Genomic DNA, 26,564 nt, shown 5'->3' on the forward strand with positions numbered 1-26,564 from the left:
GGCCCGCTCAGGGCCGCGCGCCCCGCCTCAGATCGGCCGGGTCGTCGTCATGTCGTCCGGCGCGGACTCCGCGCCTCGCTGCTGGGGGATCAGCACCGTCCCCTGCTGAAGCGCGACCGTCCGCGCGGGCGACGGAATGCGGATGCCCTCCTCGCGGTAGCGCCGGTGCAGCCGCTTGATGAACTCGTGCTTGATCCGGTACTGGTCGCTGAACTCCGCCACGCCCAGGATCACGGTGAACCCGATGCGCGAGTCGCCGAAGGTGTGGAACCGCACCGCCGGCTCGTGCTCCGGCACCGCCCCGGTGATCTCGGTCATGACATCCGCGACGACCTCCTTCGTCACCCGCTCCACGTGCTCCAGGTCGCTGTCGTACGACACGCCGACCTGGACCAGGATCGTCAGCTGCTGTTCGGGCCGCATGAAGTTGGTCATGTTCGTCTTGGCGAGCTGGCCGTTCGGGATGACCACCAGGTTGTTGGACAGCTCGCGGACGGTCGTCTGGCGCCAGTTGATGTCCTCGACGTAGCCCTCCTCGCCGCTGCTCAGACGGATGTAGTCGCCCGGCTGCACGGTCTTGGAGGCGAGGATGTGGATGCCCGCGAAGAGGTTCGCGAGCGTGTCCTGGAGCGCCAGCGCCACGGCCAGACCGCCCACGCCGAGTGCGGTGAGCAGCGGGGCGATGGAGATGCCCAGCGTCTGCAGCCCGACGAGGAAGCCGATCGCCAGGACCAGTATGCGGGTGATGTTCACGAAGATCGTCGCCGACCCGGCCACGCCGGACCGGGACTGGGTGACGGAGCGCACCAGGTCCGCCACCACCCGGGCGGTGGCCACGGTCGCGACGAAGATCACCAGCAGGGTCAGCACTTGGTTGGTCGTGTGCTGCACGCCCCGGGTCAGCGGCAGCGCCGCCGCCGCGGAGGCCGCCCCGCCCGAGACGGCCGCCCACGGGACGACCGTGCGCAACGCCTCCACCATGATGTCGTCGCCGCGCCAGGCGGTGCGTTCGGCGTGCCGCGCCAGCCAGCGCAGCAGCATCCGGAGCAGGAACGCCGCCAGCAGGCCCGCGGCGAGGGCGATTCCGGCGTGCACCAGGTCGTCCACGGTGAGGGAGCGGGTCACCGCGCACCTCCCGCGCAGCCCTGGGCCGACGGCCGCCTCTCCTGGGCCGAGAGCCGTATGTGAAGTCGTGTCACGTGAAGTCACCTGCTCGAGGTATACGGGATCCACCGGTGCCGCACCCGCGTTGACCTGCGGGGGCACCGCCGCTCATCCTGCCGTATTCCGAAGGGGAGTTCGTACCACGCGGGTACCGCGAGCGGTGCCGCCCGCCGTGACACGCGCCGGCCTGTGCGCGATTCCGCCGCCGTCTCTCACAGCCCGTCGAACGATCCGTGCCGGCCCGCCCCCGACGCGAACCGGGCTGCACCCTCCAGGCTCTCCGCCAACACGGCGGCTCCCTGCCGGAGTTCGGCCGCCAGCGCCTCCTCCTCGTCGAGCCCCTCCTGCTCCAGCACCGACGCGCGGTCGGAGCGCAGGCACGCCTGCGGGAACCGGGCGAGCGAGGCGGCCAGTTCCTCCGCCTCCGTGCGGGCCCGCCCCACCGGCACCACCCGGTTGGCCAGCCCCATCGCGTACGCCTCGGCGGCCGGCACCGGACGCCCGGTGAGGATCATGTCCATGGCCCTGCTCGTACCGATCAGCCGGGGCAGCCGTACCGTGCCGCCGTCGATCAGCGGCACGCCCCAGCGGCGGCAGAGCACGCCGAACACGGCGTCCTCCTCGGCCACCCGCAGGTCGCACCAGAGCGCCAGCTCCAGCCCGCCCGCCACGGCGTGCCCGGACACCGCCGCGATCACCGGCTTGGACAGCCGCAGCCGGGTCGGGCCCATCGGCCCGTCGCCGTCCTCCGCCACCCGGTTGGCGCGCTCCGTGCCCAGCGCCTTCAGGTCGGCACCCGCGCAGAACGTGCCGCCCTCGCCCCACAGCACCGCCGCCCGCGCCTCCTCGTCCGCCTCGAACGCACGGAAGGCGTCGGCGAGTTCGACGGCCGTCGGCCCGTCCACCGCGTTGCGCGCCTCGGGGCGGGAGAGCACCACCGTGGTGACGGCTCCCCGGCGTTCGATCCGTACCGGCATGACAAGGCCCCTTCCGTCGAATGGGACCCGGACCCTACCCGTCCCACGCCTCACCTCTCCCGTGCCGCGCGTCAGATCACCTTCATCCGCACCAGCGCCGCCAGCGTCAGCGCGCCCGGCAGCAGCGGCAGCCACACCGTGAGGAGCCGGAACACCACCACCACCGCGGTGGCCACCGCGGCCGCCCCGCCGGCCGCCACCAGCGCCACGACCAGCGCCGCCTCCACCGAGCCGATCCCGCCCGGGGTGGGCACCAGCGCCACCGCCACCGTCGCCGCGAGGTACGCCACCGCCAGGTGCGCGGAGGGAACCGCCAGCCCGAACGCCCGTGCCACCAGCACCAGTGCGCCCGCCTGGAGCGCCGGGAAGGCCAGCGCGCCGCCCCACAGGGCAAGCGCCCGCGCGGGCCGGGCGTGCACCGACCGCGCCTCGCCCAGTGCCGTCCGCAGGAACCCGGCCACCACCGTCCGCACCCGCCGCAGGGCCGCGAGTCCGCCCACCACCAGCACCAGCACCGCGCCCGCCGCGAGGAACGGCCCGGCCGGCGCCTCGTCCGGCAGCAGCGACCCGAACGGCAGCGCGTCGGGGAACGCCACCAGCAGCGCGGCCAGCAGCCCCACCCGCCCGATGCTCTCCGCCAGCAGATACAGGGCCAGCGCGGCCGAGGACCGGGCCGGGCTCAGCCCGCACACCGTCATGAACCGCAGATTGACCGCGCTCGCCCCCAGCCCCGTGGGCAGCAGATGGTTCGCCGCGCCCGCCGCGAACTGCGCGGCCACCAGACGCCGTCCGGGCAGCCGTTCGAGCACGGCGCCCTGCCGGGTGCACGCGGCGGCCGGCCAGGTCAGACACGTCAGTACGGCCGCGGCCAGCAGCCACGGCCACCGGGCGGTCGTCACCAGACCCAGCCCCTCCGCCAGCACCTCCCGCTGCCGTACGGCGACCACGGCCACGAGCAGCAGCGGCAGCACGCACAGCACCCGGCGGATCGTCACCGTCATGTCCACGAAGGATGAACGACGCGCGCGAACGGAGGGTTGCGGCAAGCAGGACACAGGGAGACGGCCCTCGTCCGCGGACCGGGGCGGCGGGACGCGAGCGTCCTTGACCTCAATCATGGTCGAGGTCCTAACGTCGCCGTCATGAGCATGGAGACCACCGCGTGGGCACAACTGCGCAGCGTCATGACCGCCGAGGACGAGCGCCGGCCCGTCACCCGGGACACCCTGCGCCGTATCGGCGCCTTCGCCCGCCCGCACCGCCGCAAGCTGATCCTGTTCCTGCTGCTCGGCACGGCGACCGCGGCGCTCGCCGTGGCCACCCCCGTGCTCGCCGGGGAGGTGGTGAACACCATCGTGTCCGGCGGCGACCCGGACACAGTGGTGCGTCTGGCGCTGCTCATCGCGCTCATCGCGGTGGCGGAGGCGGTCCTCGGCGTCCTGGGCCGCCGGCTGTCGGCGGCGCTCGGCGAGGATCTCATCCTGGGGCTGCGGACGACGGTCTTCGACCACGTGCAGCGCATGCCGGTCGCGTTCTTCACACGCACCCGTACGGGAGCGCTCGTCTCCCGTCTCAACAACGACGTCATCGGAGCCCAACGGGCGTTCAGCACCACCCTGTCCACCGTCGTCGCCAACATCGTCACGCTGGTGCTGACCCTTGGCGTGATGCTCACCCTGTCCTGGCAGATCACCCTGCTGGCGCTGGTCCTGCTGCCCGTGTTCGTCATCCCCGCCCGGCGCATGGGGCGCCGGATGGCCGGCCTCCAGCGTGAGGCCGCCACCCTCAACGCGGCCATGGGCACCCGGATGACGGAGCGGTTCTCGGCGCCCGGGGCGACCCTGGTGAAGCTGTTCGGGCGGCCCGAGGAGGAGTCCGAGGAGTTCGCGGTACGGGCGCGGCGGGTGCGGGACATCGGCGTGCGGACGGCCACCGCCCAGACGGTGTTCATCACCGCCCTCACCCTGGTCTCCGCCCTCGCCCTCGCGCTGGTCTACGGCCTCGGCGGCCGGCTGGCCCTGTCCGGCGCCCTCGACGCGGGCGCGGTGGTCGCGCTCGCCCTGCTGCTCACCCGCCTCTACGCGCCGCTCACCTCGCTGGCCGGCGCGCGGGTGGAGGTGATGAGCGCGCTGGTGAGCTTCGAGCGGGTCTTCGAGGTGCTGGACCTCGACCCGCTGATCCGGGAGAAGCCGGACGCCCGCGAGGTGCCCGAGGGGCCGGTCGCCGTGGAGTTCGACGACGTACGCTTCGGCTACCCGTCCGCCGACAAGGTCTCCCTCGCCTCCCTGGAGGAGGTCGCCGCCCTCGACACGCGCGGCGGGGAGGAGGTGCTGCACGGCATCTCCTTCCGCGCCGAACCCGGGCGGACCGTCGCCCTCGTCGGCTCCTCCGGCGCCGGCAAGTCGACCGTCGCCGCCCTGCTGCCGCGGCTGTACGACGTCGACGCGGGGGCGGTCCGGGTGGGCGGGGTCGACGTACGGGACCTGAGCGCGGCGTCGCTGCGGGCCACGGTCGGGATGGTGACGCAGGACGGTCACCTCTTCCACGACACGGTCCGCGCCAACCTGCTGCTGGCGCGGCCGGACGCGGGCGAGGAGGAACTGTGGGACGCGTTGCGCCGGGCGCGACTGGACACGCTGGTGCGGGCGCTGCCCGACGGGCTGGACACGGTGGTGGGGGAGCGGGGGTACCGGCTGTCGGGCGGGGAGCGGCAGCGGATGACGATCGCGCGGCTGCTGCTGGCCCGGCAGCGGGTCGTCGTCCTCGACGAGGCGACGGCTCACCTGGACAACACGTCCGAGGCGGCGGTGCAGGAGGCGCTGGGGGAGGCGCTGGAGGGCAGGACGGCGCTGGTGATCGCGCATCGCCTGTCCACCGTGCGGGCCGCCGACCTGATCCTCGTGGTCGAGGCGGGGCGCGTGGTCGAACGCGGGACGCACGAGGAGCTGTTGACCGCGGGCGGGCGGTACGCCGAGCTGTATCGGACGCAGTTCCAGGAGGAGGACGAAGCGCTCGCGCCGAGCAGCCTGTGACGGGTACGCCCCGCCCGCTCCGGCAGGACGGAACGGGCCGCCGGCGAGGCCGGCGGCCCGTCACGGAGCTTGCGAGGTCAGCGGATCTCCGGCGGGAATCCCTGGGGAGCCGCGACCGGGGTGATGGCATGGGTGGTTCTGTCCATCTGCACGTAGCTCGCCGTGTAGTCGACCCCGGCGGGCACGAGGTACTCGAGGTCGGCGGGGTTGGCCGACATCTGCCCGTAGGTGCGGACGGTGAAGGAGACCCCGTACCAGACCGGTGAACTGGCGTTCATTTGCGCGTGGTTCGCGCACGCCCACAGCATCCTCTTCAACGGCTCCTCGAACTGGCGGTTGAAGTTCTGGTTCGTGCTGTCGGTCATGGGCGTCAGGTTCTCCGACACGCCGTGGCCGCCCAGGTTGTCGTTCCAGAGGTGCCCCTTGATCCAGCCGCTGCCGTCCCTCGCGTTCAGCTCGTTGACGAGCGTGCACTCGGCGGCACCCGGGCGTGAACCCCCGTACGAGTTCGCGGGCGCCAGGACGCTCGGTCCGAGGGTCACCGCGACGCTGGTTCCGCCCATCCGCTTGAGGGGGCCGTTGTTCGCCGCCGGGCCGAAGACGGCGGGGACCCATACGGGTGGGTGCCGGTCCCAGGCCGGCAGCGGCAGGCTTCCCGTGGCCCCCCGCGTCGACACGCGCTGGAGCGGCACGTCCGTGCCCCTGCCCGCCCCGCTCCGGTGGTCCTCCACCGGAGCCTGGGACCTCGCGGGTCCGCTCATCGCGCGGGCGGCACTGGCCTCGGCCTCCCGCTCGAAGCGGTCGTCGGGGTCGGAGACCCTGAGACCGTCGCCGTGGTCGGTGCCGGCGACCGGGCCGCGGCGCTGCTGGATGACGTGGGTGAGTTCGTGGGCGAGGGTGTGCCGGTCACCGCCGCCCTGGCCGATCACGACGTGGTTGCCGCTGGTGTAGGCGCGGGCGCCCACCTCGGCCGCTGACGCCCGGGCGGCCGTGTCGTCATGGATGCGGACGTCGGAGAAGTCCGCGCCCAGCCGGTTCTCCATGTCGGTGCGCGTGGTGTCGTCCAGGGGCCGCCCGGGCGCGCGCAGCACGTCGTGGACGGCGGAACGCTGCACCGGGGCCGCCGCTTCGTGCTGCTGGTGCCCGCAGCCCGCGGTGTGCTGGTGCTGTTCCTGCGCCCAGGGGTGTCCGGCCCGGCGGAGCATCTGGACCACGGCGGCGTTGCCGGCGGCGGTCCGCAGGTCCCGCGGACCGGGCCGCGGTGCGGGCGACGGCGCGCGGACCGCGGCCCTGCCGGTTCCGGTGTGCCGGGTGTTCTCCTGATCACGCAAGGGGGCGTCTCCTCCGGTGTGTTTCCTCGACCCCTCGTGCATACGCCGTGGCGGGCCGCCGACGCCAGGTACGGAGGGGCAGCATCGGCCGCCCGGACGGACAACGCGGACGCCGGACCGGGTGGTACGGGAACCTCCCCCGCACCTGCCCCGCCAGGCAACCGCCGCCGCCGGCCCGCCCGTCGAACGCACCGCGCAGCCTCGCCGCCTCACCCGACAACCGCCGTACGCCTTGGCCGCCACCGGCCCGGGCCGTGCTCACCCGCGGCCGCCCGAACCGCACGCTCACCCGCGACCCGGACAGGACGCGCCCGGCTCCCGGAGAGGAAGCGCCGCCGTCGGCCCGGAAGCCGACGGCGGCGCTTCACGGCGTCACGAGCGCCGGCCGCTCGTCACCGGCCGCTCCTCCCGTCCGCCCGAGCCGGACGCCGGCCGGCGGGACGGGACAGGGCCGCGACGGCGGCCGCCCGCCCTCGCGTCCAGCTCGATCGCGAGGGGAGACGCGGTGAGAACCGAGGAGTACGTGCCGACGACCATGCCGATGAGCAGAGCCAGCGCGAAGTCCGTCAGGGAGTCCCCGCCGAGCAGGGCCAGTGCGGCCAGGATGAAGATCACGCCGATACCCGTGTTCACCGTCCGCGGGACCGTCTGAAGGATCGCCTGGTTGGTGACCTGCGCCAGCGGCGCCTTCGCGTCCTTGCGCCACAACTCGCGGATGCGGTCGAAGACCACCACCGAGTCGTTCACCGAGTAGCCGATCACCGTGAGCAGGGCCGCCAGGAACACGCCGTCGACCGGCTTGCCCAGCCAGGCGAAGATGCCGGTGAGGATCACCACGTCGTGAGCGAGCGCGGCCACCGCGCCCGTGCCGAACATCCACCGGAACCGCACGGCGAGATACAGCAGCTGGGCCACGAGGGCGAGGCCGAGCGCGATCAGCGCGTTGCGCCGCAGCTCGTCGCCGAGGCTCGGGCCGATCAGTTCGTCCCGGACCTTCTCCGCCCCGCCGCCGACCTCGGCGACGGTCTCGGCGACCTTGACCGCCTCCTCGTTGGTCAGCTCCTCGGTCCGCACCGTCAGGCCGTGGTCGCCGGAGGACTGCACGACGGCCTGCGGGAAACCGGCGTCGGCGAGGGCGGCGCGGGCCCGGTCCGGGTCGACGGTCTGCTCGGTCGAGTACTCGATCAGTCGGCCGCCGGTGAACTCCACGCCGAAGTTCAGCCCGCGCACCACGATGCCCGCGGCGGCGACGGCCAGCACCACGGCCGACACCGCCAGCCAGCGGCGGGGGCGGCGCATCAGCTGCGGGTCGCGGCGGGTGAGGTAGGCGCGGACCCGGCCCACGGAGGCCAGACCGGTGACCGCGGGACGCCGGTGCACCCAGCGGCGCGCCACCGCGAACTCGGCGAGCACCCGGGTGATCACCAGGGCGCTGATCATGGACGCCAGCACACCGATGCCCAGGGTGACGCCGAAGCCCTTCACGGGGCCGGACGCCAGCACGAACAGCAGCGCCGCCGCGATCAGCGTGGTCACGTTGGAGTCCGCGATCGCGCTGAACGCGCCCTTGAAACCGGCCGTCAGGGCGGAACGGCCGCTGGGCCGGTTGCGTTTGGCGTACTCCTCCCGGGCGCGTTCGAAGACCAGCACGTTCGCGTCCACGGCCATGCCGATGGCCAGCACGAAACCGGCGAGGCCGGGCAGCGTCAGGGTCGCGCCGAGGGCCGCGAGCCCCGCGTAGGAGATCAGGCCGTAGCAGAGGAGCGCCACGATGGCGAGGAGACCCATGAGCCGGTAGACGACGATGACGAACAGCGCCGTGAGGGAGGTGCCGACGACGGCGGCCCAGGCGCTGGCGCGGATGGCCTCGGCGCCGAGCGTCGGGCCCACGGTCCGCTGCTCCACCGTCTCCACCGGCACCGGCAGCGCGCCGCCGTGCACGAGCAGCGCGAGCTCCTTCGCCTCGTCGCTGGTGAACGAGCCGGTGATCTGGGTGGACCCGCCGGTGATGCCCGCACCGCACGCCACCGACGGGTCGACCTGCGGCGACGAGATGATCTTGCCGTCGAGGACGATGGCCACGCGGCGCTGCGGGTCGCCCGCCGGGTGGCAGGCGGCCTCACCGGTCAGCCGGGCCCAGCCCTTGCCGTCCTCGAAGTCGACGGTGACGTGCCAGCCGGCCCCGCTCTGCGGGTCGAAGCGGGACTCGGCGCTCTTGACGTCCTGGCCGCTGAGCGCGGCCTTGCCGAGGTGCAGCCGCTCGCCCGACTCGTCGGGCAGCACCCGCTCGCCCTGCGGCAGCTTGGCGGCGTCCCCCGTGCCCGGTGCCTTGACCGGGTGGACGGAGAGCTGCGCGGTGCGGCCGAGCACATCGGCGGCCTTCCGCGGGTCCTGCACGCCCGGCAGCTCGACGATGATCCGTTGGTCGCCGGAGCGGACGATGCTCGGTTCGGCCACGCCGAGGGCGTCGACCCGCCCACGCAGCACCTCCAGGGTGCGGTCGGTGGCCTCGGCGTCGGCCTCGAGGGTCTCGGTGGAACGGGTCTCCAGCACGATCTGCGTGCCGCCCCGCAGATCCAGTCCGAGACGGACCGGGACGGTGACGGCGACGAACACGGACACGGCGATGACGGCGAGCGCGAACAACGCCCTGATGCGGGCGGGACGTTTCACAGATGCCTCCAGCAAGGCACACGTGCCCGTCGGCGGACACGCGGAAGGTGGGAAAGAGGACGGCTCAGGTGCTGGAGGCGGCGGGCGGCGCCCGCCCCAGATCCGCCGGGACGTGCGCGGCGGCGGGCGGCGCGTGACCGGCCGCGGGCGCGGGACGCGCGGGCCGGGGCGGGACCCGCGGCGTGTACGCGGGCGTGAACAGCAGCGGACCGGCGGCCGCGTCCCGCTCGCCGGTGTCCCGCTCCGGCCGGGCGAGCACCGTACGGGCGGCGACGTACGCCTCGTCGCTGCGCGGCTGCGTCCCGGAGGAGTACGTCGTCGTGCCCGGGGACGCCGGGAAGTAGGCGGGGGCGGCCGGGCCCGCCGCGACGGCCGACGCGGGAGCCGCGCCGGAGGTGAAACCGAGGGTCAGCAGGACGGCCGCGGCGGCTCGGAGCGGAAGTCGGGCGGCACGGCCCGGGACGTGGCCGGTCAAGGCTCCACGAGCCCCGCACGGATGGCGTACCGGGTCAGCTCCAGGCGGTCCCGCAGCCCCAGTTTGTGCAGCAGGTTCTCCCGGTGCCGCTGCACCGTCTTGACGCTGATGAACAGCAGCTCCGCGATCTCCTTCGACGAGTGCCCCTCGGCGACCAGCTTCAGCACCTCCTCCTCGCGCGGGGTGAGCAGCTGCTCCGGCGCCTCCTCGCCGTGCCGCACCCGGTCCAGATAGTTGCGGATCAGCGCGGTCACCGCACCCGGATACAGGAACGGCTCGTCCCGCATCGCCGCCCGGCAGGCGGCGACCAGGTCACGGTCGGCGACGGACTTCAGCACATAGCCGCCCGCCCCTGCCTTCAGCGCCTGGAACAGGTACTGCTCGTTGTCGTGCATCGTCAGCATCAGGATGCGCAGCCCCGGCTTCAGCGCGGTCAGCTCCCGCGCCGCCTGGAGACCGGTCAGCCGCGGCATGGCGATGTCCAGCACCGCGAGGTCCACGTCGTGGGTGCGGGCCATGGCGATCGCCTCGGCCCCGTCGCCGGCCTCCGCGACCACCTCCAGGTCCGGCTCCCGGTCGAGGATGAGCCGGACGCCCCGCCGCACCAGCGCGTGGTCGTCGGCGAGAAGGATGCGGATCCTGTCCGCGGGGCGGTCGGCGTGGATGTCCTGGTCGTTCATGACTGCTTCCTGACGGCGGGCACGGTCAGCCGGATGCGGGTACCGGTTCCTGCGGCGGAGACCTGGTCCGGACTCCAGATGTCCAGGGTGGCCCCGATGAGCAGGGCCCGTTCACGCATTCCGCGAAGTCCCGCACCCTCACGCGCGGCCCCGATGCCGCGCCCGTCGTCCGCCACCTCCAGCACGACACCCCGGTCGGTGCCGCGCAGCGTCAGCTCCACCCGCCGCGCCTCGGCGTGCCGGGCGGCGTTGGTCAGGCCCTCCTGCGCCACCCGGTAGATCACCAGTTCCGTCTCGTGGTCGAGGGAGGGCAGGTCCGGGTCGAAGCGGCGCACCACGTGCAGCCCGGTGTGGGTGGAGAACTCCGTGGCCAGCGATGTCACCGCGCTCACCAGACCCAGGTCGTCCAGCACCCCGGGGCGCAGCCGGCGCACCAGCCGCCGTACCTCGTCCAGGCTGCCCCGGGTGATCTCCTGCGCCTGGTGCAGCTCCGCGCGCAGCGGCTCCTCCGCCTCGTCGGCCACCCGCTTCAGCGCCAGCAGCACGGCCGTCATGCTCTGCCCCACCTCGTCGTGCAACTCCTGGGCGATACGGCGCCGCTCACCCTCCTGGGCGAGGATCGCGCGGGCGCTGCTCGAGGCGCGTTCCCCCTCGAGACGCTCCAGCATCGCGTTGAAGGCGCTCACCAGCTCGGCCACCTCGCCGCCGCCACGCACGGGCAGCCGCTGGCCGGGGCGCAGCAGGTCCACGGTGGTCATCAGCCGGGTCACCCGGTCCAGCGGGGCCAGACCGATGCGCAGCAGCGCCGCGTTCGCGACGAGCATCACGGCGAGACCGCCGACGAGGATCACCGCCTCCGTCAGCAGCACCGGCACGGACACGGTCACCGGAGCCCACAGCAGCAGCGCCGTGGCGCTGCCGAGCACCACGGCGTTCAGACCGAAGATCCGCCAGTACAGGGACACGGAGGTCACGCCTTCCTCTTTCTCGTCTGCCTCTACTGTCGGTCACCGCGGCCCCCGATGCGGCAGCGACCCCCTGGTCCCGGCGGACACCGGCCAGCCTGCCCCGCCCGCCCCGGCCCGGTCGATGGGCCCCGCGCCCCATTTCCCGCCGACCGGCGGACCCATGCCGCTCGGGGTGGGTCCTCGGACCCGGCACAGATGGGTTCCGCGCCCAATGGGAAAGCAGAAGGGCGCGGGTCAGGGTGGAAGCGTCATCCCGTACGTCTCCCACACCCCCCACGTCTCCCAGGAGGAACACGTGTCGCTCGACCTGCCCCGCACCGACCCCCGTGCCGCGAACCTCGCCGCGGACGAGGTCCGCCGGCGTCTGGAGCACGCCCGGACGACCAGGCTCGCGCAGCTCAAGGCGCTGGACGAAACGGGGGCCAGCCCCGGCGACCACCTGATGTCGAACCAGAAGGACGCCATCAAGCGGGTCCTGCGGGAGATCGACGAGGCCTTCGCCCGCGTCGAGGACGGCACCTACGGCACCTGCCTGGGCTGCTCGAAGCCGGTACCGCCGGAGCGGCTGGAGATCCTGCCGCACACCCGGTACTGCGTCGGCTGCCAGCGCGCGGCCTAGGGACCGGCCGCCTTTCCGTCCGTCCGCCCCGCTCTGCCCGAGAGGTGCAGTGGTGACCCATCAGACCATCGGCGAGCACGACGAGGTCCTCAGCGCCGAGGACCTCGCCGCGCTCCGCGAGAACCTGCACGAACAGCTCCTGTTCCGCCGGGAGCAGCTGCGGCAGTTCGCCACGGCGAGCCGCGCCGACGACCGCCGCGTGCGCGAGGACGCCGCGCAGGTCGAGGTCGGCGTCAAGCTCGCCGCGTCGGCCCGCATGGTGCTCGCCGACGTCGAGGAGGCGCTGGCCCGGATGGACTCCGGGACCTACGGCGTCTGTCACCTCTGCCGCCGCCCGGTGGAGCGCCACCGCCTGCTGATCGTCCCCCAGGCCCGCTACTGCGGGCGCTGCCAGCAGGTGCGGGAGGCCGGCCGGTGACCGTGGTCCGCCGGCCCCGGACGGCTCCCGTACGGCACCGGCACTGGCCGCTGTGCAGACGCTGCTCAGGTCTCGCCCTCGACCTGGGCAGCGCCCGCACCCGCGCGTTCATCGCCGGGCGGGGCATGGTCCTGGACGTGCCCACGGTGACGTTCCCCGGCTGGGCCGCCGTCCACCCCATCCAGCGCGGCACCATCGTCGACACCCCCGGCACCGCCCGCATGCTGGAACGGCTGCTCGGCCACCGCATGCCGAGGACCGGCCGCCCGCTGGTCGTCGTCACCTCCCCGGTGCTCGACGGGCCGGCGTTCCGCGCCGCGGCCCGCACGGCCGTGGAGGTGCTCCGCCCGCGCGCCGTACTGACGGTCCCCGGCGCGCGGGCGGTCGCGCTGGCCGCCGGCGCCGATCATGTCCGGCCGCTGCTGGTGGCGGACATCGGCGCGCACCTCACCGAGGTGGTGCTGCTCGCCGACGGCGCGGTCACCGACGCCCGGCGCACCGCCCTGGGCACCGCCGACCTGTCCGACGGCACACCGCCGGAGCTGATCACCGACGCGGTGGTCGGCATGGTGACGGCGATGCTGCGGCAGGACCGCACCTCCCTCACCCGCGCCGCGCTGCGCCGCGGCGTGCTGCTGGCCGGCGGGGGAGCGCTGCGCCCCGACATCACCGGCGGGCTTCCGGACGGCCTGAACTGCGCGGTGCAGCCCGTGCCCTCCCCGCACACCGCCGCCGTCCGCGGCGCCGCGGGACTGCTGGCCGCCGCGCACCACCACCCGTCCGCCGACGGCGTCCTCTGACCGACCGCTGCCTGCGACCGCTACCGGAAGGAGCCGTGACGTGGCGGGCACCGTACCTCCGGCGCAACCGCCCCCCGGTCCGCCGCCGCGCCCCTTGTTCTGGCGCTGGCGGCCCAACCCGCTGCGCCGCCGCACCGACACGGTGCGGGCCTGGCTGGGGCTCACGGTGCTGCTCGCCGTCCTCGCCGTGGCCCCCGTGGCCGCCGCACTGGTGGGCGACGCCGCGCACCGGCACTACCGGGACGTCGCGCGTCACCAGCAGCACACCCGTCACCTCACCGACGCGATTCTCGTCCACGACGCGCCCGGGCACCCGGAGCCCGGCTCGGACGAGGAGAAGAAGACCCGCTACCCGGTCGAGGTCCGGGTCGTCACCCGCGAGGGACGGACCCGCACCACCCGCGCGGAGGTTCACCCGGGGCTGACCGCCGACAGCACCGTCCGCATCTGGATCGACACCGCCGGCGAGGCGACCGACGCGCCGCTGACCGGCAAGGAGGTGCGCAGCCGCGCCGCGGGCTGGGCACTGCTCGCCGCGATCGGCGTCGCTCTCGCGGGCGCCGCCGTGCACGCCGTCAGCGGTCTCGTGCTGCACCGCCGCAACCTCGCCCGCTGGGACGCCGCGTGGGCGGAGACGGCCCCGCGGTGGACGACGCCGACGTGACGCGAAAGTTTCGCACGGGCTTGATCGATCTTCGATGCGAGCTCCAGAGGTCGCTAAGTCGCTGCGCTGCTTCAGTGACTCAACTGGGTTTTTGAACTGGGCACATGATGCCAGGTCACGCCCTTCAGTCCCTCGAACTTTTCGAAACTACCACCGAAACTGTTGACGGTTGACGCGCTCAGACCAACACTGTCACGGCATCGACCTCCCCCATCGAGCCGTAGCAGGAGGCGTCACCCATGCATGTGTCCGCACCGCCCGGCGGCCGCAGACGCGGCCGACTGATCATGAGCGTGAAGAGCGCCTGGACGATCGCTCTCGCCGCGCTCACCGCGCTGCTCCTCACCGGAACCGCGACCGCCGCCCCCGTCATCACCACCAACCAGACCGGCACCAACAACGGCTGGTGGTACTCCTTCTGGACCGACTCCCAGGGCACGGTCTCCATGGACCTGGGCTCCGGCGGCAGTTACAGCACCCGGTGGAGCAACACGGGCAACTTCGTGGCCGGCAAGGGCTGGAGCACCGGCGGCCGCAAGACCGTCAGCTACTCCGGCAGCTTCAACCCGTCCGGCAACGCCTACCTGACGCTGTACGGCTGGACCACCGGCCCGCTGATCGAGTACTACATCGTCGACAACTGGGGCACCTACCGGCCCACCGGCGAGTACAAGGGCACCGTCACCAGCGACGGCGGCACCTACGACATCTACAAGACCACCCGGTACAACGCCCCCTCCATCGAAGGCACCCGCACCTTCGACCAGTACTGGAGCGTCCGGCAGCAGAAGCGCACCGGCGGCACCATCACCAGCGGCAACCACTTCGACGCCTGGGCGAGCAAGGGCATGAACCTGGGCAACCACAACTACATGATCATGGCGACCGAGGGCTACCAGAGCAGCGGCAGCTCCAACATCACCGTGAGCGAGGGCTCCGGTGGTGGCGGAGGCGGCGGTGGCGGTGGCGGCGGCGGAGGCGGAGGCTGCACCGCGACCCTGTCGGCCGGCCAGCAGTGGGGCGACCGCTACAACCTCAACGTCTCGGTGAGCGGCTCCGACAACTGGACCGTGACCATGCGGGTCCCGTCCCCCGCCAAGGTGTCCGCCACCTGGAACGTGACCGCTTCCTACCCCGACAGCCAGACCCTCGTCGCGCGGCCCAACGGCAACGGCAACACCTGGGGCGCGACGATCCAGACCAACGGCAACTGGACATGGCCGTCGGTGTCCTGCAGCGCCGGCTGACCTTCGTACGAGGAGGACCCCCACACATGAGCACCGCAAAGCGACAGCCCGTCACCCGGTACCTGGTCCCGGGTGTGGCTGCCGCCGCACTGACCGTGGCAGCCACCGTGACCGCGGGCGCCGGCGCCGCACCCGCCCAGGCGGCCGCCTGCAACGGGTACGTCGCGCTCACCTTCGACGACGGCCCGTCGGCCGGCAGCACCATGAACCTGCTCAACGCGCTGAAGCAGAACGGCCTGCGGGCCACCATGTTCAACACGGGCCAGAACGCCGCCGCCAACCCCTCCCTGGTCAAGGCCCAGGTGGACGCGGGGATGTGGGTCGCCAACCACAGCTACACCCACCCGCACATGACCCAGCTGAGCCAGGCCCAGATGGAGTCGGAGATCTCCCGCACCCAGCAGGCGATCGCGAACGCCGGGGGCGGCACACCCAAGCTGTTCCGCCCGCCGTACGGCGAGACCAACTCCACCCTGCGCGCGGCGGAGGCCAAGTACGGTCTGACCGAGGTCATCTGGGACGTCGACTCGCAGGACTGGAACAACGCGAGCACCGACGCCATCGTGCAGGCCGCCTCCCGGCTGAACGGCGGGCAGGTCATGCTGATGCACGACTGGCCGGCGAACACCATCGCCGCCATCCCGCGGATCGCGCAGACCCTCGCCTCCCGAGGGCTGTGCTCCGGCATGATCTCCCCGCAGACCGGACGCGCGGTGGCCCCCGACGGCTCCGGCGGCGGGGGAGGAGACGGCGGTGGCGGCACCGGCTCCTGCACCGCCACGCTGTCCGCGGGCAGCAGCTGGGGCGACCGCTACAACCTCAACGTCGCGGTGAACGGCTCCAACAACTGGACCGTGACGATGAACGTGCCGTCCCCGGCGAAGGTGCTGAGCACCTGGAACGTCAGCGCCTCCTACCCCAACAGCCAGACGCTCGTCGCCAAGCCCAACGGCAGCGGGAACACCTGGGGGGTGACGATCCAGACCAACGGCAACTGGAACTGGCCGACGGTCTCCTGCAGCACGAGCTGAGCACACCGGGCGAGCCGCGGCACGTGTCGTCGCCGCGGCTCGCCGCCCTCATCCCAGATGCTCGCCGAACCATCCGGCGGCCAGCTCCGCCACCCGCTCCAGCGCGCCCGGCTCGCCGAACAGATGCGTGGCGCCGGGCACCACGTCCAGCCGGTGCGGCGCGGACAGCCGTCGCGCGGCCCGGCGGTTCAGGTCCAGCACCTCCGGATCCGCACCGCCCACCACGAGCAGCACCGGGCACGCCACCAGGCTCAGCGCGTCGCCCGCCAGGTCGGGCCGTCCGCCCCGCGAGACGACCGTCGACACCCGCCGGGGCCGCTCCGTCGCCGCGACCAGCGCCGCCGCCGCTCCCGTACTGGCCCCGAACAGCCCCACCGGCAGGTCCGCCGCGTCCGGCCGGTCCTCCAGCCAGTCCACGGCGTGCGCCAGCCGGCCCGCCAGCAGACCGATGTCGAAACGGTGCCGGCCCGTCGCCGCGTCCTCGTCCTCCTCGGCCGCGGTCAGCAGGTCCAGCAGCAGTGTGCCGAACCCCGCCCTCCGCAGCACCCCGGCGACGGCCCGGTTACGCGGGCTGAGCCGCGAACTGCCGCTGCCGTGCGCGAACAGCACCACACCGCGCGCCCCCGCGGGGATCTCCAGATCACCGCGCAGGGCCGCGGCTCCCGACGGAACCGTCACCGACGCGCTCACCATGCCCGGCCACCTCCTCCGGCCGCTCCGGTCCGGTGCACCGGGTACCCGTGCGGGGCGGGTCGAGACGGGGCCAGGCTGCTTCGGCCTCCCGCGGGCCGCGCACGCCCGGTGGGCCGCGTCAGGCCTCCAGTCGTGCCGTGCTCTGCCGGACCACCAGGTGGGTCGCCAGTTCGATGCGCTGGGCGGCCGCGCCGGGGTCGTCCGGGCGCAGGAGCATGCGGGACGCCTCCTCGGCCATGTGCCGCAGCGGCTGGCGGACCGTGGTGAGCGGCGGGCTGGACCACTGGGCGAGCGGCACGTCGTCGTAGCCGACCACCGACAGGTCCTCCGGCACCCGCAGCCCCTTGACGCGGGCCGCCTCCAGCACGCCCAGCGCCTGCAGATCGCTGCCCGCGAAGACCGCCGTGGGCCGGTCGGGGCCCTCCAGCAGCTCCATGGCCTGCTCGAAGCCGCCCTGGACGTGGAAGTCGCCGAAGCGGGTCAGCCGTGGGTCCACCTCCAGCCCCGCCATCGCCATGGCCGAGCGGTAGCCGTCGAGGCGCGCCAGCGAGCACAGCATGTCGCCGGGGCCGGTGATGATGGCGATGCGCCGGTGGCCGCGCTCGGTGAGGTGCCGGGTGGCGGCGAGACCTCCGGCCCAGTTGGCCGAGCCGACCGAGGGCACGTCCGGGTCGGGGTCGCCCGCCGGATCGATGACGACGAACGGGATGGCCGCCGCCCGCAGCTGGCGCTTGATGTCCTGCGGCAGGCTGGAGAAGACCAGCACCACTCCGAGCGGCCGGCGCTGCAGCACGCCCGGCAGCCAGTCCGGGCCGGGGGTGTGCCGGGTGCCGCTCTCGGTGAGCACCACCGTCGCGCGGTTCTCCTTCGCGACGTTCTCCACGCCCCGGATCAGCTCCATCGCCCACACGCTCTCCAGCTCGTGGAACACGATCTCGATGAGCGGGTAGCGGGCGGCGGGCTGCACGCGCCGGCGATAGCCGTGCAGGTCCAGCAGCTTCTCCACCTTGGCGCGCGTGGCGCGTGAGACATCCGAACGGCCGTTGAGCACCTTCGAAACTGTCGGCATCGAAACCCCGGCCTCTTTCGCTACCGCAGCCAGGGTGACACGCCCGTTCGCCTCGTCGTCTTCACGCATACCCGCAGGATAGAGCACCGCGTGTCGATAACGTTTCGGGCGAGTTGCGACCCGACCGTTGACCCCAACTCCCGTCTGACCTACTGTCCCTCGGCATGGACTTTCGGCGATGAAGCCGAAACTTTCGAAAGGCGAACGATGAAGACACGTGCGCGCTTGCCCAGACTGATCGCCACCGGTGCGACGCTCGCCCTGGCCCTGAGCCTGTCCGCCTGCGGTGACGGCAACGGCGGGGCGTCGGCGGACGACGGCAAGATTCATATCCTTGTCTACGGGGACGCCACCAACAAGATCGAGAAGCAGATCGTCGACAAGTTCAACGAGACGTCCGACGTCAAGGCGGTCCTCGACACCATCCCCGGTGCCGACTACCAGAAGAAGCTTCAGACGATCATCAGCACCCCGCAGGCCCCGGACGTCTTCTTCAACTGGGGCGGCGGCAGCATCAAGCCCTTCGTCAAGGCCGACCTGCTGCTCCCGCTGGACGACTTCATCAAGAAGAACCCGGAGCTGGAGAGCAAGTTCCTCCCGTCCGTCTTCAACAACGCCGTCGTCGACGGCAAGCCGTACGGCATCCCCATGCGCGGCACGCAGCCCGTCCTGCTGTTCCACAACAAGAACGTCCTCAAGAAGGCGGGCGTCCAGCCGCCGAAGACCTGGGACGAGCTGCTCAACGCCGTGGAGGCGCTGAAGGACGAGGGCGTCACCCCGATCGCGCTCGGCGGCGGCGACGTCTGGCCCACCCAGATGTGGTTCCAGTACCTCTTCGACCGCATAGCCGGTCCGGAGCTCTTCGCCAAGGCCCTCGACGGCGACAAGAGCGCCTGGGAGGCCCCGGAGAGCAAGAAGGCCCTGAAGATGATCAGGGAGCTCGTCGACGCGGGCGCCTTCGGGAAGAACTACGACTCCGTGAAGTACACCAACGGCGGCTCGGTCGCGCTGGTCGCCCAGGGCAAGGCCGGCTTCGAGCTGATGGGCTCCTGGTACTACTCCCAGCAGCTCACCGACCACCCGGACTTCGCGGAGAAGGGTCTCGGCTACTCCGCCTTCCCGACCGTCCAGGGCGGCAAGGGCGACCCGAAGAACGTCGCAGGCAACACCAACAACTACTACTCGGTGCTGAAGAAGACCAAGCACCCCGAGGCCGTCGCCAAGTTCCTCGAGCTCATGTACTCCGACGAGTTCGTCAAGGCGCAGCTCGACGTCGGCAACCTCACCACCACGACCAACACCGACGAGTTCATCGAGACGTCCGCGACGCCCGAGTACTCCCGCTTCCAGTACGACCTGGTGGCCAACGCGCCGTCGTTCCAGCTCTCCTGGGACCAGGCGTACCCGCAGTCGGCGGCCTCGGACATGCACAAGGCCATCCAGCAGTTCTTCAACGGACAGCTCGACGCGGACGGCTTCATCAAGGCCATGCAGGCCCTCCCGACCGAGTGACGAACGGCTCATGACCACAAAGATCACGAGCGCTCCGCCCGCCGCCGGGCTCCGCAAGGAGTCCCGGCGGCGGCCGGCCGCCTCCCCCTCCGTGTCCACGGTGGGCCGCCCGGGCTTCGCCTGGGCGCTGCCCGCCGCCGTGTTCTTCACGCTCTTCGCCATCGTCCCGCTCGTGATGGTCGCGGTGCTGTCCTTCATGAGCTGGAACGGGCTCGGCTCGCCCCAGTGGGTCGGCACCGACAACTGGTCACGCCTGTGGGACGACCCGGTGATGCTGAAGAGCGTCTGGCTCACCCTGCTGCTGACCGCGCTCGGCGTGGTCCTCCAGACCCCGCTGAGCATCCTGCTCGGCGTCTGGGCGGCCGGCTACGAGCGCAACCGCGCGGTGCTGTCCGTCATCTACTTCATCCCGCTGCTGCTGTCCGCCACCGCCGTCTCCGTGCTGTGGCGCGCGCTGCTCGACCCGAACTTCGGCATCCCCGCCGACGCCACCTGGCTGTTCGGCGACGGCAACCTGTTCGGCGAACAGGCCACCGCCATCGGCGTACTGGCGTTCGTGAGCACCTGGCAGTTCACCCCGTTCCACACGCTGATCTACCAGGGCGCCGCCCGCTCCATCCCGCAGGTGCTCTACCAGGCCGCGGAGATCGACGGCGCGGGCCGCTACCGGCAGTTCTTCCACATCACGCTGCCGCAGCTCCGCAACTCCATGATCACGTCGATGATCCTGATGATCGTCGGTGGCCTCACCACCTTCGAGACCGTCCTCATCCTCACCCAGGGCGGCCCCGGCACCGACACGACCATCAGCGCCTACTACATGTACGACAAGGCCTTCAAGGGCTTCGACTTCGGCGTCGGCTCCGCCATCGCCCTCGCCCTGGTCGTCGCCGCCACCATCATCTCCCTGGTCGTGGTGAAGGTCTCCGGCTACGACAAGATGCGCAGCTCCATGGAAGGTGTGTCATGAGGCGCCGCCCCAACTACCTGGCCGGCGCCGGCTCGATCGTCTGGCTGGTCCTGGTCGGCCTGCCGCTGTACGTGATGCTCGCGGCGACCCTGCGCACCCGCCAGGACTACGCCCAGAACGGCCCGGTGTCCTTCCCGGACACCTTCACCCTGGACAACTTCACCGGCGCCTTCGACTCGGGGTTCGGCCGCTACTTCTTCAACACGCTGGTCGTCACCGCCTGCGTCATCGGCATCGTGCTGCTGCTGGTACCGCCGCTCGCCTACGCCATCGTGCGCAGCCGGGGCAGGACCACGTCGGCGATCTTCCGGCTGTTCCTGCTCGGGCTGGCGATCCCGGCCCAGGCCGTGATCGTGCCGATGTTCTACCTGATCAGCGAGGCCGGGCTGTACGACAACCTGCTCGGCGTCATTCTGCCCACGGCCGCCTTCTGCCTGCCGATGTCCGCGCTCATCCTCAGCGGCGCCATGCGCGACATCTCCCCGGAGCTGTACGAGGCCATGGCCATGGACGGCGCCACCCCGCGCCGGCAGTTCTTCCAGCTCGTGCTGCCGCTGTCCCGGGGCGGACTGTCCACCATCGTGGTCTTCTCCGCGCTCCAGGCATGGAACGGCTTCCTGTTCCCGCTCGTGCTGACCCAGTCCGACTCCACCAAGGTCGTCACCCTGGGCCTGTACGACTTCCAGACCGAACACGGCATCGACATCCCCGGGCTGCTGGGAGCCGTGGTGCTGTCCATGGTGCCCATCCTGCTCGTCTACCTGTTCGCCCGTCGCGCCCTGGTCCAGGGGCTGATGGGTGTCGGAGGAAAGTGACCGCGAACGTGGCCGTAGAGACCACCCCCGAAATCCCCCTCTGGAACGATCCCTCCCACCCCGTCTCCGCCCGGGTCGACGCGCTGATCGGCGCCATGACCCTCCAGGAGAAGATCGCCCAGCTGTACGGCGTGTGGGTCGGCGCCTCCGCCAACGGCGGCGAGGTCGCCCCGCACCAGCACGACATGGAGGAGGCCGTCGACCTCGACGCGCTCCTGCCGTCCGGCCTGGGCCAGCTCACCCGCCCCTTCGGCACCGCCCCCGTCGACCCGGCGCTCGGCGCGCTCTCCCTGCTGCGCACCCAGACCCGCATCACCTCCGCGAACCGCTTCGGCATCCCCGCCGTCGCGCACGAGGAGTGCCTGGCCGGCTTCGCCGCCTGGGGCGCCACCGCCTATCCCGTGCCGCTGTCCTGGGGCGCCACCTTCGACCCGGACGTGATCCGCCGGATGGCCGCCGCCATCGGCCGCGACATGCGCGCCGTCGGCGTCCACCAGGGCCTCGCGCCCGTCCTCGACGTCGTCCGCGACGCCCGCTGGGGCCGCGTCGAGGAGACCATCGGCGAGGACCCGTACCTCGTCGGCACCATCGGCACCGCCTACGTCCAGGGCCTGGAGTCCGCCGGGATCGTCGCCACCCTCAAGCACTTCGTGGGCTACTCGGCCTCCCGCGCGGGACGCAACCTCGCCCCCTCCTCCGTGGGACCGCGCGAACGCGCCGACGTGCTGCTGCCGCCGTTCGAGATGGCGATCCGCGAGGGCGGCGCCCGCTCCGTCATGCACGCCTACACCGACATCGACGGCGTCCCCGCCGCGGCCGACGAGACCCTGCTCACCGGGCTGCTCCGCGACACCTGGGGCTTCGACGGCACGGTCGTCGCCGACTACTTCGGCATCGCCTTCCTCAAGACGCTGCACGGCGTCGCGGGCGACTTCGCCGACGCGGCCGGCGCCGCTCTCGAGGCGGGCGTCGACATCGAGCTCCCCACGGTCAAGACCTTCGGCGCCCCGCTCGCCGAGGCCGTCGCCGAGGGCCGGGTGCCGGAAGCCCTGATCGACCGCGCCCTGCGCCGCGTCCTCGCCCAGAAGGCGGAGCTCGGCCTGCTGGACCCCGACTGGAGCCCGGTGCCGCCGGCGTTCGACGGCGCCGACCTGGACGACCCGGAGGCCCTGCGCGGCAAGATCGACCTCGACGGGCCCGAGAACCGCGAACTGGCCCGGGAGATCGCCGAGAAGGCGGTCGTCCTGCTCAGCAACGACGGCACCCTGCCGCTCGGCCGTCCCCGCCGGATCGCGCTCGTCGGCCCCAACGCCACCGAGCCGTCGGCCGTCCTCGGCTGCTACTCCTTCCCGCAGCACGTGGGCGTGAAGTACCCGGACATCCCCGTGGGCATCGAACTGCCCGACCTGCGCGCAAGCCTGACGGCCGAGTTCCCGGACGCCGAGATCACCGTCGTCCGCGGCACCGGCGTCGACGACGGCGACCTCTCCGGCATCGCGGAGGCCGTGGACACGGCGCGTGACGCCGACATCGTCGTCGTGGCGCTCGGTGACCGCGCCGGCCTGTTCGGACGCGGCACCAGCGGCGAGGGATGCGACGCGGAGTCCCTCGCCCTGCCCGGCGCGCAGCAGCAACTCCTCGACGCGCTGCTCGACTCGGGCACGCCCGTGGTGACCGTCCTCCTCGCGGGCCGCCCCTACGCGCTCGGCCGGGCGGTGGAGGACTCCGCGGCGATCGTGCAGTCCTTCTTCCCGGGCGTCGCCGGCACGCGCGCCATCGCCGGCGTGCTCAGCGGCCGGACGAACCCGTCCGGACGCCTCCCGGTCAGCGTCCCGCGCACCCCCGGCTCCCAGCCGACCACGTACCTGGGCGCCCCGCTCGCCCAGGCCAGCGAGGTGTCCAACATCGACCCGACGCCGGCGTTCGGCTTCGGACACGGCCTGACGTACACGACGTTCGCGTGGAGCGACCTGACGGTGGACGCCGAAGAGGCGCCGACGGACGGCGAGTTCACGGCGTCCCTCACCGTGCGCAACACGGGGGAGCGGAGCGGCACCGAGGTCGTCCAGCTCTACCTCCACGACCCGGTCGCCTCCGTGGTCCAGCCGGTGCGGCGCCTGGTCGGCTACACCCGTCTGGACCTGGAGCCGGGCGAGGAGCGCAGGGTACGGGTCACGGTCCCGGCGGACGTGGCGTCCTTCACCGGCCGTGACGGCCACCGCATCGTCGAACCGGGCGACCTGGAACTCCGCCTGGCGGCGTCCAGCACGGACACCCGCCTGACGGCCACCGTCACCCTGACGGGGCCGGTGCGGGTGGTGGACCACACGCGGCGCTTCCACGCGGAGTTCTCGGTGGAGTGACCGCACGGTGCGGGGGGAGAAGGCGGTGCGGGTCCCGGAGCCGGGGCCCGCACCGCCGTCGTTCTGCTTCCTCCCGTTCCTCCCGTCACACCGCTACTTCAGATAGGGGCCGTCCACCCCGATCTTCCCGGGCCCGTCGAGGACGTAGACGCGCAGGTTGCCCTTGCCGGGGGCGGCGACGGTGAGGGTGCCGTCGGTGACGGTGCGGGTGTCGCCGGTGACCGCGTCGCGGTAGGCGCCGTTGGGGATGCCGGTGAAGGTGGCGCCGCCCGAGACGGTGACCAGGGCGAAGCTGTCGGTGCCGCCCGAGGTGTAGCGGCGCTTGAAGGCCATGTCGCCGCTGATGCCGGCCGTGGAGTACTGGCCCGACTGGAGGGCGGGCACGGCACGGCGGATCTGGTTGAGGCGCTGTACGTGCTTGACCAGCGGCTGCTGAAGCGTGGTGGCGACGGCGCCGGAGGCGGACTCGACCTGCGAGAAGCCGGACGCCTTCACCTCACCGGCGAGATGAGCGCCGTAGTACGCCCTGCCGGTCGTGGCCAGCGGGCAGCTCGGGCCGCAGTCGATCTTCTTGCCCTTCTGGAACTCGATCTCCGAGCCGTAGTAGAGCGTCGGGATGCCGCGGAAGGTCCACATCAGGGACATGTTCTCGGCCCAGGCGTCGGTGCCGCCGGTGTAGCGTTCGCTGCTCTTGTTGGGGCCGTAGTCGTGGCTGTCGACGTAGACCACGTTGTACGTGGCGTCGTGGTAACTGTCGTCGGAGTCCTTGCCGTTGTGGAAGGCGTTGCTCGCGTCCCCGAAGTTCATGTGCATCCGCATGTCGATGACGTTCATGCCGGAGAAGCGGCTGTGGTCGGGGGCGTGGTAGGTGTTGCCGTCGAGGAAGGCGTTGGTGGAGGTCGGCTGGTTGCCCGTGCCCTGCTGTTGCTCGTAGTCGTACATCTCCAGGGCCGCCTTCTCGTCGTCGGCGCTGTACTCCTTGCGCTCCTTCCACGTGTAGAACTGCGCGGAGTGGTTGACCGAGCCGCGGTTCCACTTGTCGTTGACGAAGGCGGCGACCTCGCCGAAGACGAAGAAGTTCTTCGCGGCCTCGGCGCCGTGCCGCTGGGTGACGCGTTCCTGGATGGCGGGCAGGAAACGGCGGTTCCAGGTGGTGCGCGGGATGTGCACGGCCGTGTCGACGCGGAAGCCGTCGACGCCCATGTCGATGTACTTGTTGTAGGCGCCGATCAGATAGTTCTGCACCTGCGCGTTCTCCGTGTTGAAGTCCGCGAGGTCCTCGTGCAGCCAGCAGGAACGCGAGTCCTCGCCCTCCCAGTTGCCGATCCAGCACTGGTGGTAGAGAGCCTTGGGGAACATGCCGGAGGTGGGGCTCGGCCACTGGCAGTTGTAGAGGGTGTAACCCTCGGGGCTTCTGCCGCCCGTGGGCACGCCCCAGTTGACGCAGGTGTTGCCGGAGGGCTCGGCGGTGGACCAGAGGTCGCCGTTGTAGTACGACTTGCCGCTCTTGGGCTCCACGGTGAGTCCGTCGTACTCGAACCCGGGCTGCTTCTCGTCGTAGTACCAGCTCCACTGCGCGTCGCGCACCCCGTGGACGGTCGGGGTGAACAGCCCCTTGGCGCCCCAGCGGGAGGAGTGGTTGTAGACGACGTCCTGGTAGATCTTCATGCCCTTGGCGTGGGCGGCGTCGATGAGGTCCTGGTAGGAGGCGCCGGCGGACTCCAGACGCGGGTCGACCTTGTAGAAGTCCCAGCCGTGGTAACCGTGGTAGTCGTAGTCGGAGCGGTTCAGGACCACCGGGGTGATCCAGACGGCGGAGAAGCCGAGCGCCTTGATGTAGTCGAGCTTCTCGACCAGTCCTTTGAAGTCGCCCCGGAACATGGGGTCGTCGTTGGCCGCGTTGCCGGACTTCTCGTGCTGGCTGCCGCCGCGGTTATTGGCGGGGTCGCCGTCATGGAAGCGGGCGGTGAGCACGAAGTAGATGGGGTCCTTGCGCGGGTCGGTGCCAAGGGGTCTACCCGCGGCGGGCGTTGACGGCTTGGTACCGGTGGTGGCGGTGGCGGAGGCCGAGGCGGGGGAGGCGTTGCCGGCGGCGTCGACGGCGCGGACGGTGTAGGTGTAGGCGGTGTTCTCCTCGAGACCGGTGTCCGAGAAGACGGTGGAGCCGACGTCGGAGACGACGTCCCCCTTGGTCCCGCCCGTACGGGTGACCTGGTACGCCGTGACGCCGGTGTCGTCGTCGGCGGGCTCCCAGGTGAGGACGACGGAGACGCCGTCGGCGCGTGCGGTCACGCCGGTGGGGGCGGTGGGCGCCTGGGTGTCGGGCGCCTGCCCGGCACAGGGGTCGTCCGCGTCGCGGGTGACCTCGCTGTCGGCGACGGTGGAGACACCGGCGGGGATGGTGTAGTCGCCGCCGCCGTTGTTGTCCCAGACACCGTTGCCGTTGTTGAAGGCGGCGGTGAGGGAGGTGGCGGCGCCGAGGTCGAGGTCCTGCTTCCACCACCCGGTGCAGACGGGCCGCATACCGATCCCCGGCACGGTGGTCCAGGCGCCGCCCGCGGGCCGGTAGTGGATGTTGGCGGTGGTCCAGCCGAGGGTGCGGGTCGAGTAGTAGACGGTGGCGCTGTTGCCTTCCCCGTCGGGGGCCGCGCAGGGGTCGGAGTGGGCGACGACGCCGTCCTTGACGGTGATGTCGCCCGTGCCGAGGGCGTAGTCGCGGCCGGAGTTGTTGTCCCAGGTGCCGGAGCCGTCGGTGAAGGTGGCCCGTAGGCCCTCGGCGGTGCCGAGGTCGACGGTCCTCTTCACCCAGCCGGTGCAGGCGGCCTCCATCTCGACCCCGGGCACGGTGGTCCACGGGCCGCCGTCGGGCGCGTAGTGGAGGTGATAGCGGTCCCAGTTCTTGGTCGTCGTGGAGTAGAAGACGGTCGCGGTGGCGCCGGCCGCGTCGGAGGTCGCGGTGGCGGTGGTGGAGGGGACGGTGAGCAGCCCGAGCAGGGTGACGGCGGCTGCGCCGGCGGCCAGCGGCCGCCCGAGGAGCCGCGTGCGGGTGCGTCTCATGCGTGT

Annotated in this window: 22 protein-coding genes; 11 read left to right on the plus strand and 11 right to left on the minus strand. The window is 72.1% G+C overall.

Annotated elements, in window-relative coordinates:
• Positions 1–27: 27 nt before the first annotated feature.
• The 3 genes from ACP7TJ_RS29195 to ACP7TJ_RS29205 all read right to left on the minus strand — a co-directional run bounded on the left by ACP7TJ_RS29195 (position 28) and on the right by ACP7TJ_RS29205 (position 3,142).
• Positions 28–1,125 (minus strand): mechanosensitive ion channel family protein, encoded by a 1,098-nt coding sequence (locus tag ACP7TJ_RS29195; RefSeq protein ID WP_093767359.1) that lies wholly within the window; start codon positions 1,123–1,125, stop codon positions 28–30.
• Positions 1,126–1,376: 251 nt separating this feature from the next.
• Positions 1,377–2,141, minus strand: coding sequence for a crotonase/enoyl-CoA hydratase family protein (locus ACP7TJ_RS29200; protein ID WP_093767360.1), 765 nt, complete (start codon positions 2,139–2,141; stop codon positions 1,377–1,379).
• Between the two features lie 71 nt (positions 2,142–2,212).
• The gene (locus ACP7TJ_RS29205) at positions 2,213–3,142 is read right to left on the minus strand and encodes a lysylphosphatidylglycerol synthase transmembrane domain-containing protein (protein WP_189909492.1); all 930 of its coding nucleotides are present in this window, start codon (positions 3,140–3,142) and stop codon (positions 2,213–2,215) included.
• A gap of 141 nt (positions 3,143–3,283) precedes the next feature.
• On the opposite strand from ACP7TJ_RS29205, the gene ACP7TJ_RS29210 reads away from it, so the two are divergent.
• A complete protein-coding gene (locus ACP7TJ_RS29210; RefSeq protein ID WP_427766530.1) occupies positions 3,284–5,173 on the plus strand; it encodes an ABC transporter ATP-binding protein in 1,890 nt (629 codons plus the stop codon).
• A 77-nt stretch (positions 5,174–5,250) separates the two neighbouring features.
• On the opposite strand, the gene ACP7TJ_RS29215 is transcribed toward ACP7TJ_RS29210, so the two are convergent.
• The 5 genes from ACP7TJ_RS29215 to ACP7TJ_RS29235 all read right to left on the minus strand — a co-directional run bounded on the left by ACP7TJ_RS29215 (position 5,251) and on the right by ACP7TJ_RS29235 (position 11,297).
• On the minus strand, positions 5,251–6,504 hold the full coding sequence (locus ACP7TJ_RS29215) for a DUF4157 domain-containing protein (RefSeq protein ID WP_387621342.1): 1,254 nt from the start codon (positions 6,502–6,504) through the stop codon (positions 5,251–5,253).
• A 372-nt stretch (positions 6,505–6,876) separates the two neighbouring features.
• Positions 6,877–9,177 (minus strand): protein translocase subunit SecD, encoded by a 2,301-nt coding sequence (gene secD / locus ACP7TJ_RS29220; RefSeq protein WP_427766535.1) that lies wholly within the window; start codon positions 9,175–9,177, stop codon positions 6,877–6,879.
• A gap of 64 nt (positions 9,178–9,241) precedes the next feature.
• Positions 9,242–9,652 carry a hypothetical protein gene (locus ACP7TJ_RS29225; protein ID WP_427766538.1) on the minus strand — a complete coding sequence of 137 codons (411 nt, stop codon included), beginning with the start codon at positions 9,650–9,652 and terminating at the stop codon, positions 9,242–9,244.
• Positions 9,649–10,332: a response regulator gene (locus ACP7TJ_RS29230; RefSeq protein WP_093767364.1), complete on the minus strand. Its 684-nt coding sequence runs from the start codon at positions 10,330–10,332 to the stop codon at positions 9,649–9,651. Before ACP7TJ_RS29230 ends, ACP7TJ_RS29225 begins: the two co-directional genes overlap by 4 nt.
• The gene (locus tag ACP7TJ_RS29235; protein WP_093767443.1) at positions 10,329–11,297 is read right to left on the minus strand and encodes a HAMP domain-containing sensor histidine kinase; all 969 of its coding nucleotides are present in this window, start codon (positions 11,295–11,297) and stop codon (positions 10,329–10,331) included. The genes ACP7TJ_RS29230 and ACP7TJ_RS29235 overlap by 4 nt, the downstream gene beginning before the upstream one ends.
• A gap of 298 nt (positions 11,298–11,595) precedes the next feature.
• Between ACP7TJ_RS29235 and ACP7TJ_RS29240 the strand changes: the two genes are divergently transcribed.
• The 6 genes from ACP7TJ_RS29240 (at position 11,596) to ACP7TJ_RS29265 (ending at position 16,079) form a co-directional block, all read left to right on the plus strand.
• Positions 11,596–11,919, plus strand: coding sequence for a TraR/DksA C4-type zinc finger protein (locus ACP7TJ_RS29240; RefSeq protein WP_093767444.1), 324 nt, complete (start codon positions 11,596–11,598; stop codon positions 11,917–11,919).
• Positions 11,920–11,968: 49 nt separating this feature from the next.
• A complete protein-coding gene (locus tag ACP7TJ_RS29245; protein ID WP_093767365.1) occupies positions 11,969–12,337 on the plus strand; it encodes a TraR/DksA family transcriptional regulator in 369 nt (122 codons plus the stop codon).
• Positions 12,334–13,137, plus strand: coding sequence for a rod shape-determining protein (locus ACP7TJ_RS29250; RefSeq protein ID WP_427766542.1), 804 nt, complete (start codon positions 12,334–12,336; stop codon positions 13,135–13,137). The genes ACP7TJ_RS29245 and ACP7TJ_RS29250 overlap by 4 nt, the downstream gene beginning before the upstream one ends.
• A 40-nt stretch (positions 13,138–13,177) precedes the next feature.
• On the plus strand, positions 13,178–13,801 hold the full coding sequence (locus tag ACP7TJ_RS29255) for an Rv1733c family protein (RefSeq protein WP_427766545.1): 624 nt from the start codon (positions 13,178–13,180) through the stop codon (positions 13,799–13,801).
• A gap of 239 nt (positions 13,802–14,040) precedes the next feature.
• Positions 14,041–15,048 (plus strand): glycoside hydrolase family 11 protein, encoded by a 1,008-nt coding sequence (locus ACP7TJ_RS29260; RefSeq protein ID WP_427766548.1) that lies wholly within the window; start codon positions 14,041–14,043, stop codon positions 15,046–15,048.
• Between the two features lie 26 nt (positions 15,049–15,074).
• Positions 15,075–16,079, plus strand: coding sequence for a polysaccharide deacetylase family protein (locus ACP7TJ_RS29265; RefSeq protein WP_367494425.1), 1,005 nt, complete (start codon positions 15,075–15,077; stop codon positions 16,077–16,079).
• A gap of 48 nt (positions 16,080–16,127) precedes the next feature.
• Here ACP7TJ_RS29265 and ACP7TJ_RS29270 read toward each other — a convergent pair whose 3' ends face one another.
• Positions 16,128–16,772 carry a dienelactone hydrolase family protein gene (locus ACP7TJ_RS29270; protein ID WP_266403088.1) on the minus strand — a complete coding sequence of 215 codons (645 nt, stop codon included), beginning with the start codon at positions 16,770–16,772 and terminating at the stop codon, positions 16,128–16,130.
• Between the two features lie 118 nt (positions 16,773–16,890).
• Positions 16,891–17,910, minus strand: a complete 1,020-nt coding sequence (locus ACP7TJ_RS29275) for a LacI family DNA-binding transcriptional regulator (RefSeq protein WP_167744484.1) — start codon at positions 17,908–17,910, stop codon at positions 16,891–16,893.
• A 138-nt stretch (positions 17,911–18,048) separates the two neighbouring features.
• Between ACP7TJ_RS29275 and ACP7TJ_RS29280 the strand changes: the two genes are divergently transcribed.
• From ACP7TJ_RS29280 to ACP7TJ_RS29295, 4 genes are read left to right on the plus strand one after another with little or no spacing between them, the layout of a single operon-like run.
• On the plus strand, positions 18,049–19,353 hold the full coding sequence (locus tag ACP7TJ_RS29280) for an ABC transporter substrate-binding protein (protein ID WP_167744485.1): 1,305 nt from the start codon (positions 18,049–18,051) through the stop codon (positions 19,351–19,353).
• A gap of 10 nt (positions 19,354–19,363) precedes the next feature.
• Positions 19,364–20,323, plus strand: coding sequence for a carbohydrate ABC transporter permease (locus ACP7TJ_RS29285; RefSeq protein WP_167744486.1), 960 nt, complete (start codon positions 19,364–19,366; stop codon positions 20,321–20,323).
• The gene (locus ACP7TJ_RS29290) at positions 20,320–21,138 is read left to right on the plus strand and encodes a carbohydrate ABC transporter permease (protein ID WP_093767373.1); all 819 of its coding nucleotides are present in this window, start codon (positions 20,320–20,322) and stop codon (positions 21,136–21,138) included. The genes ACP7TJ_RS29285 and ACP7TJ_RS29290 overlap by 4 nt, the downstream gene beginning before the upstream one ends.
• The gene (locus ACP7TJ_RS29295; RefSeq protein ID WP_427766555.1) at positions 21,135–23,501 is read left to right on the plus strand and encodes a glycoside hydrolase family 3 N-terminal domain-containing protein; all 2,367 of its coding nucleotides are present in this window, start codon (positions 21,135–21,137) and stop codon (positions 23,499–23,501) included. Before ACP7TJ_RS29290 ends, ACP7TJ_RS29295 begins: the two co-directional genes overlap by 4 nt.
• Before the next feature lie 93 nt (positions 23,502–23,594).
• Here the strand turns inward: ACP7TJ_RS29295 and ACP7TJ_RS29300 are convergent, their stop codons facing one another.
• Positions 23,595–26,558: a carbohydrate binding domain-containing protein gene (locus ACP7TJ_RS29300; protein ID WP_427766558.1), complete on the minus strand. Its 2,964-nt coding sequence runs from the start codon at positions 26,556–26,558 to the stop codon at positions 23,595–23,597.
• Positions 26,559–26,564: the final 6 nt, after the last annotated feature.

Origin of the sequence: Streptomyces sp. DSM 41931 (genome assembly GCF_050271085.1) — a bacterium.
Lineage (GTDB): Bacteria > Actinomycetota > Actinomycetes > Streptomycetales > Streptomycetaceae > Streptomyces > Streptomyces albogriseolus.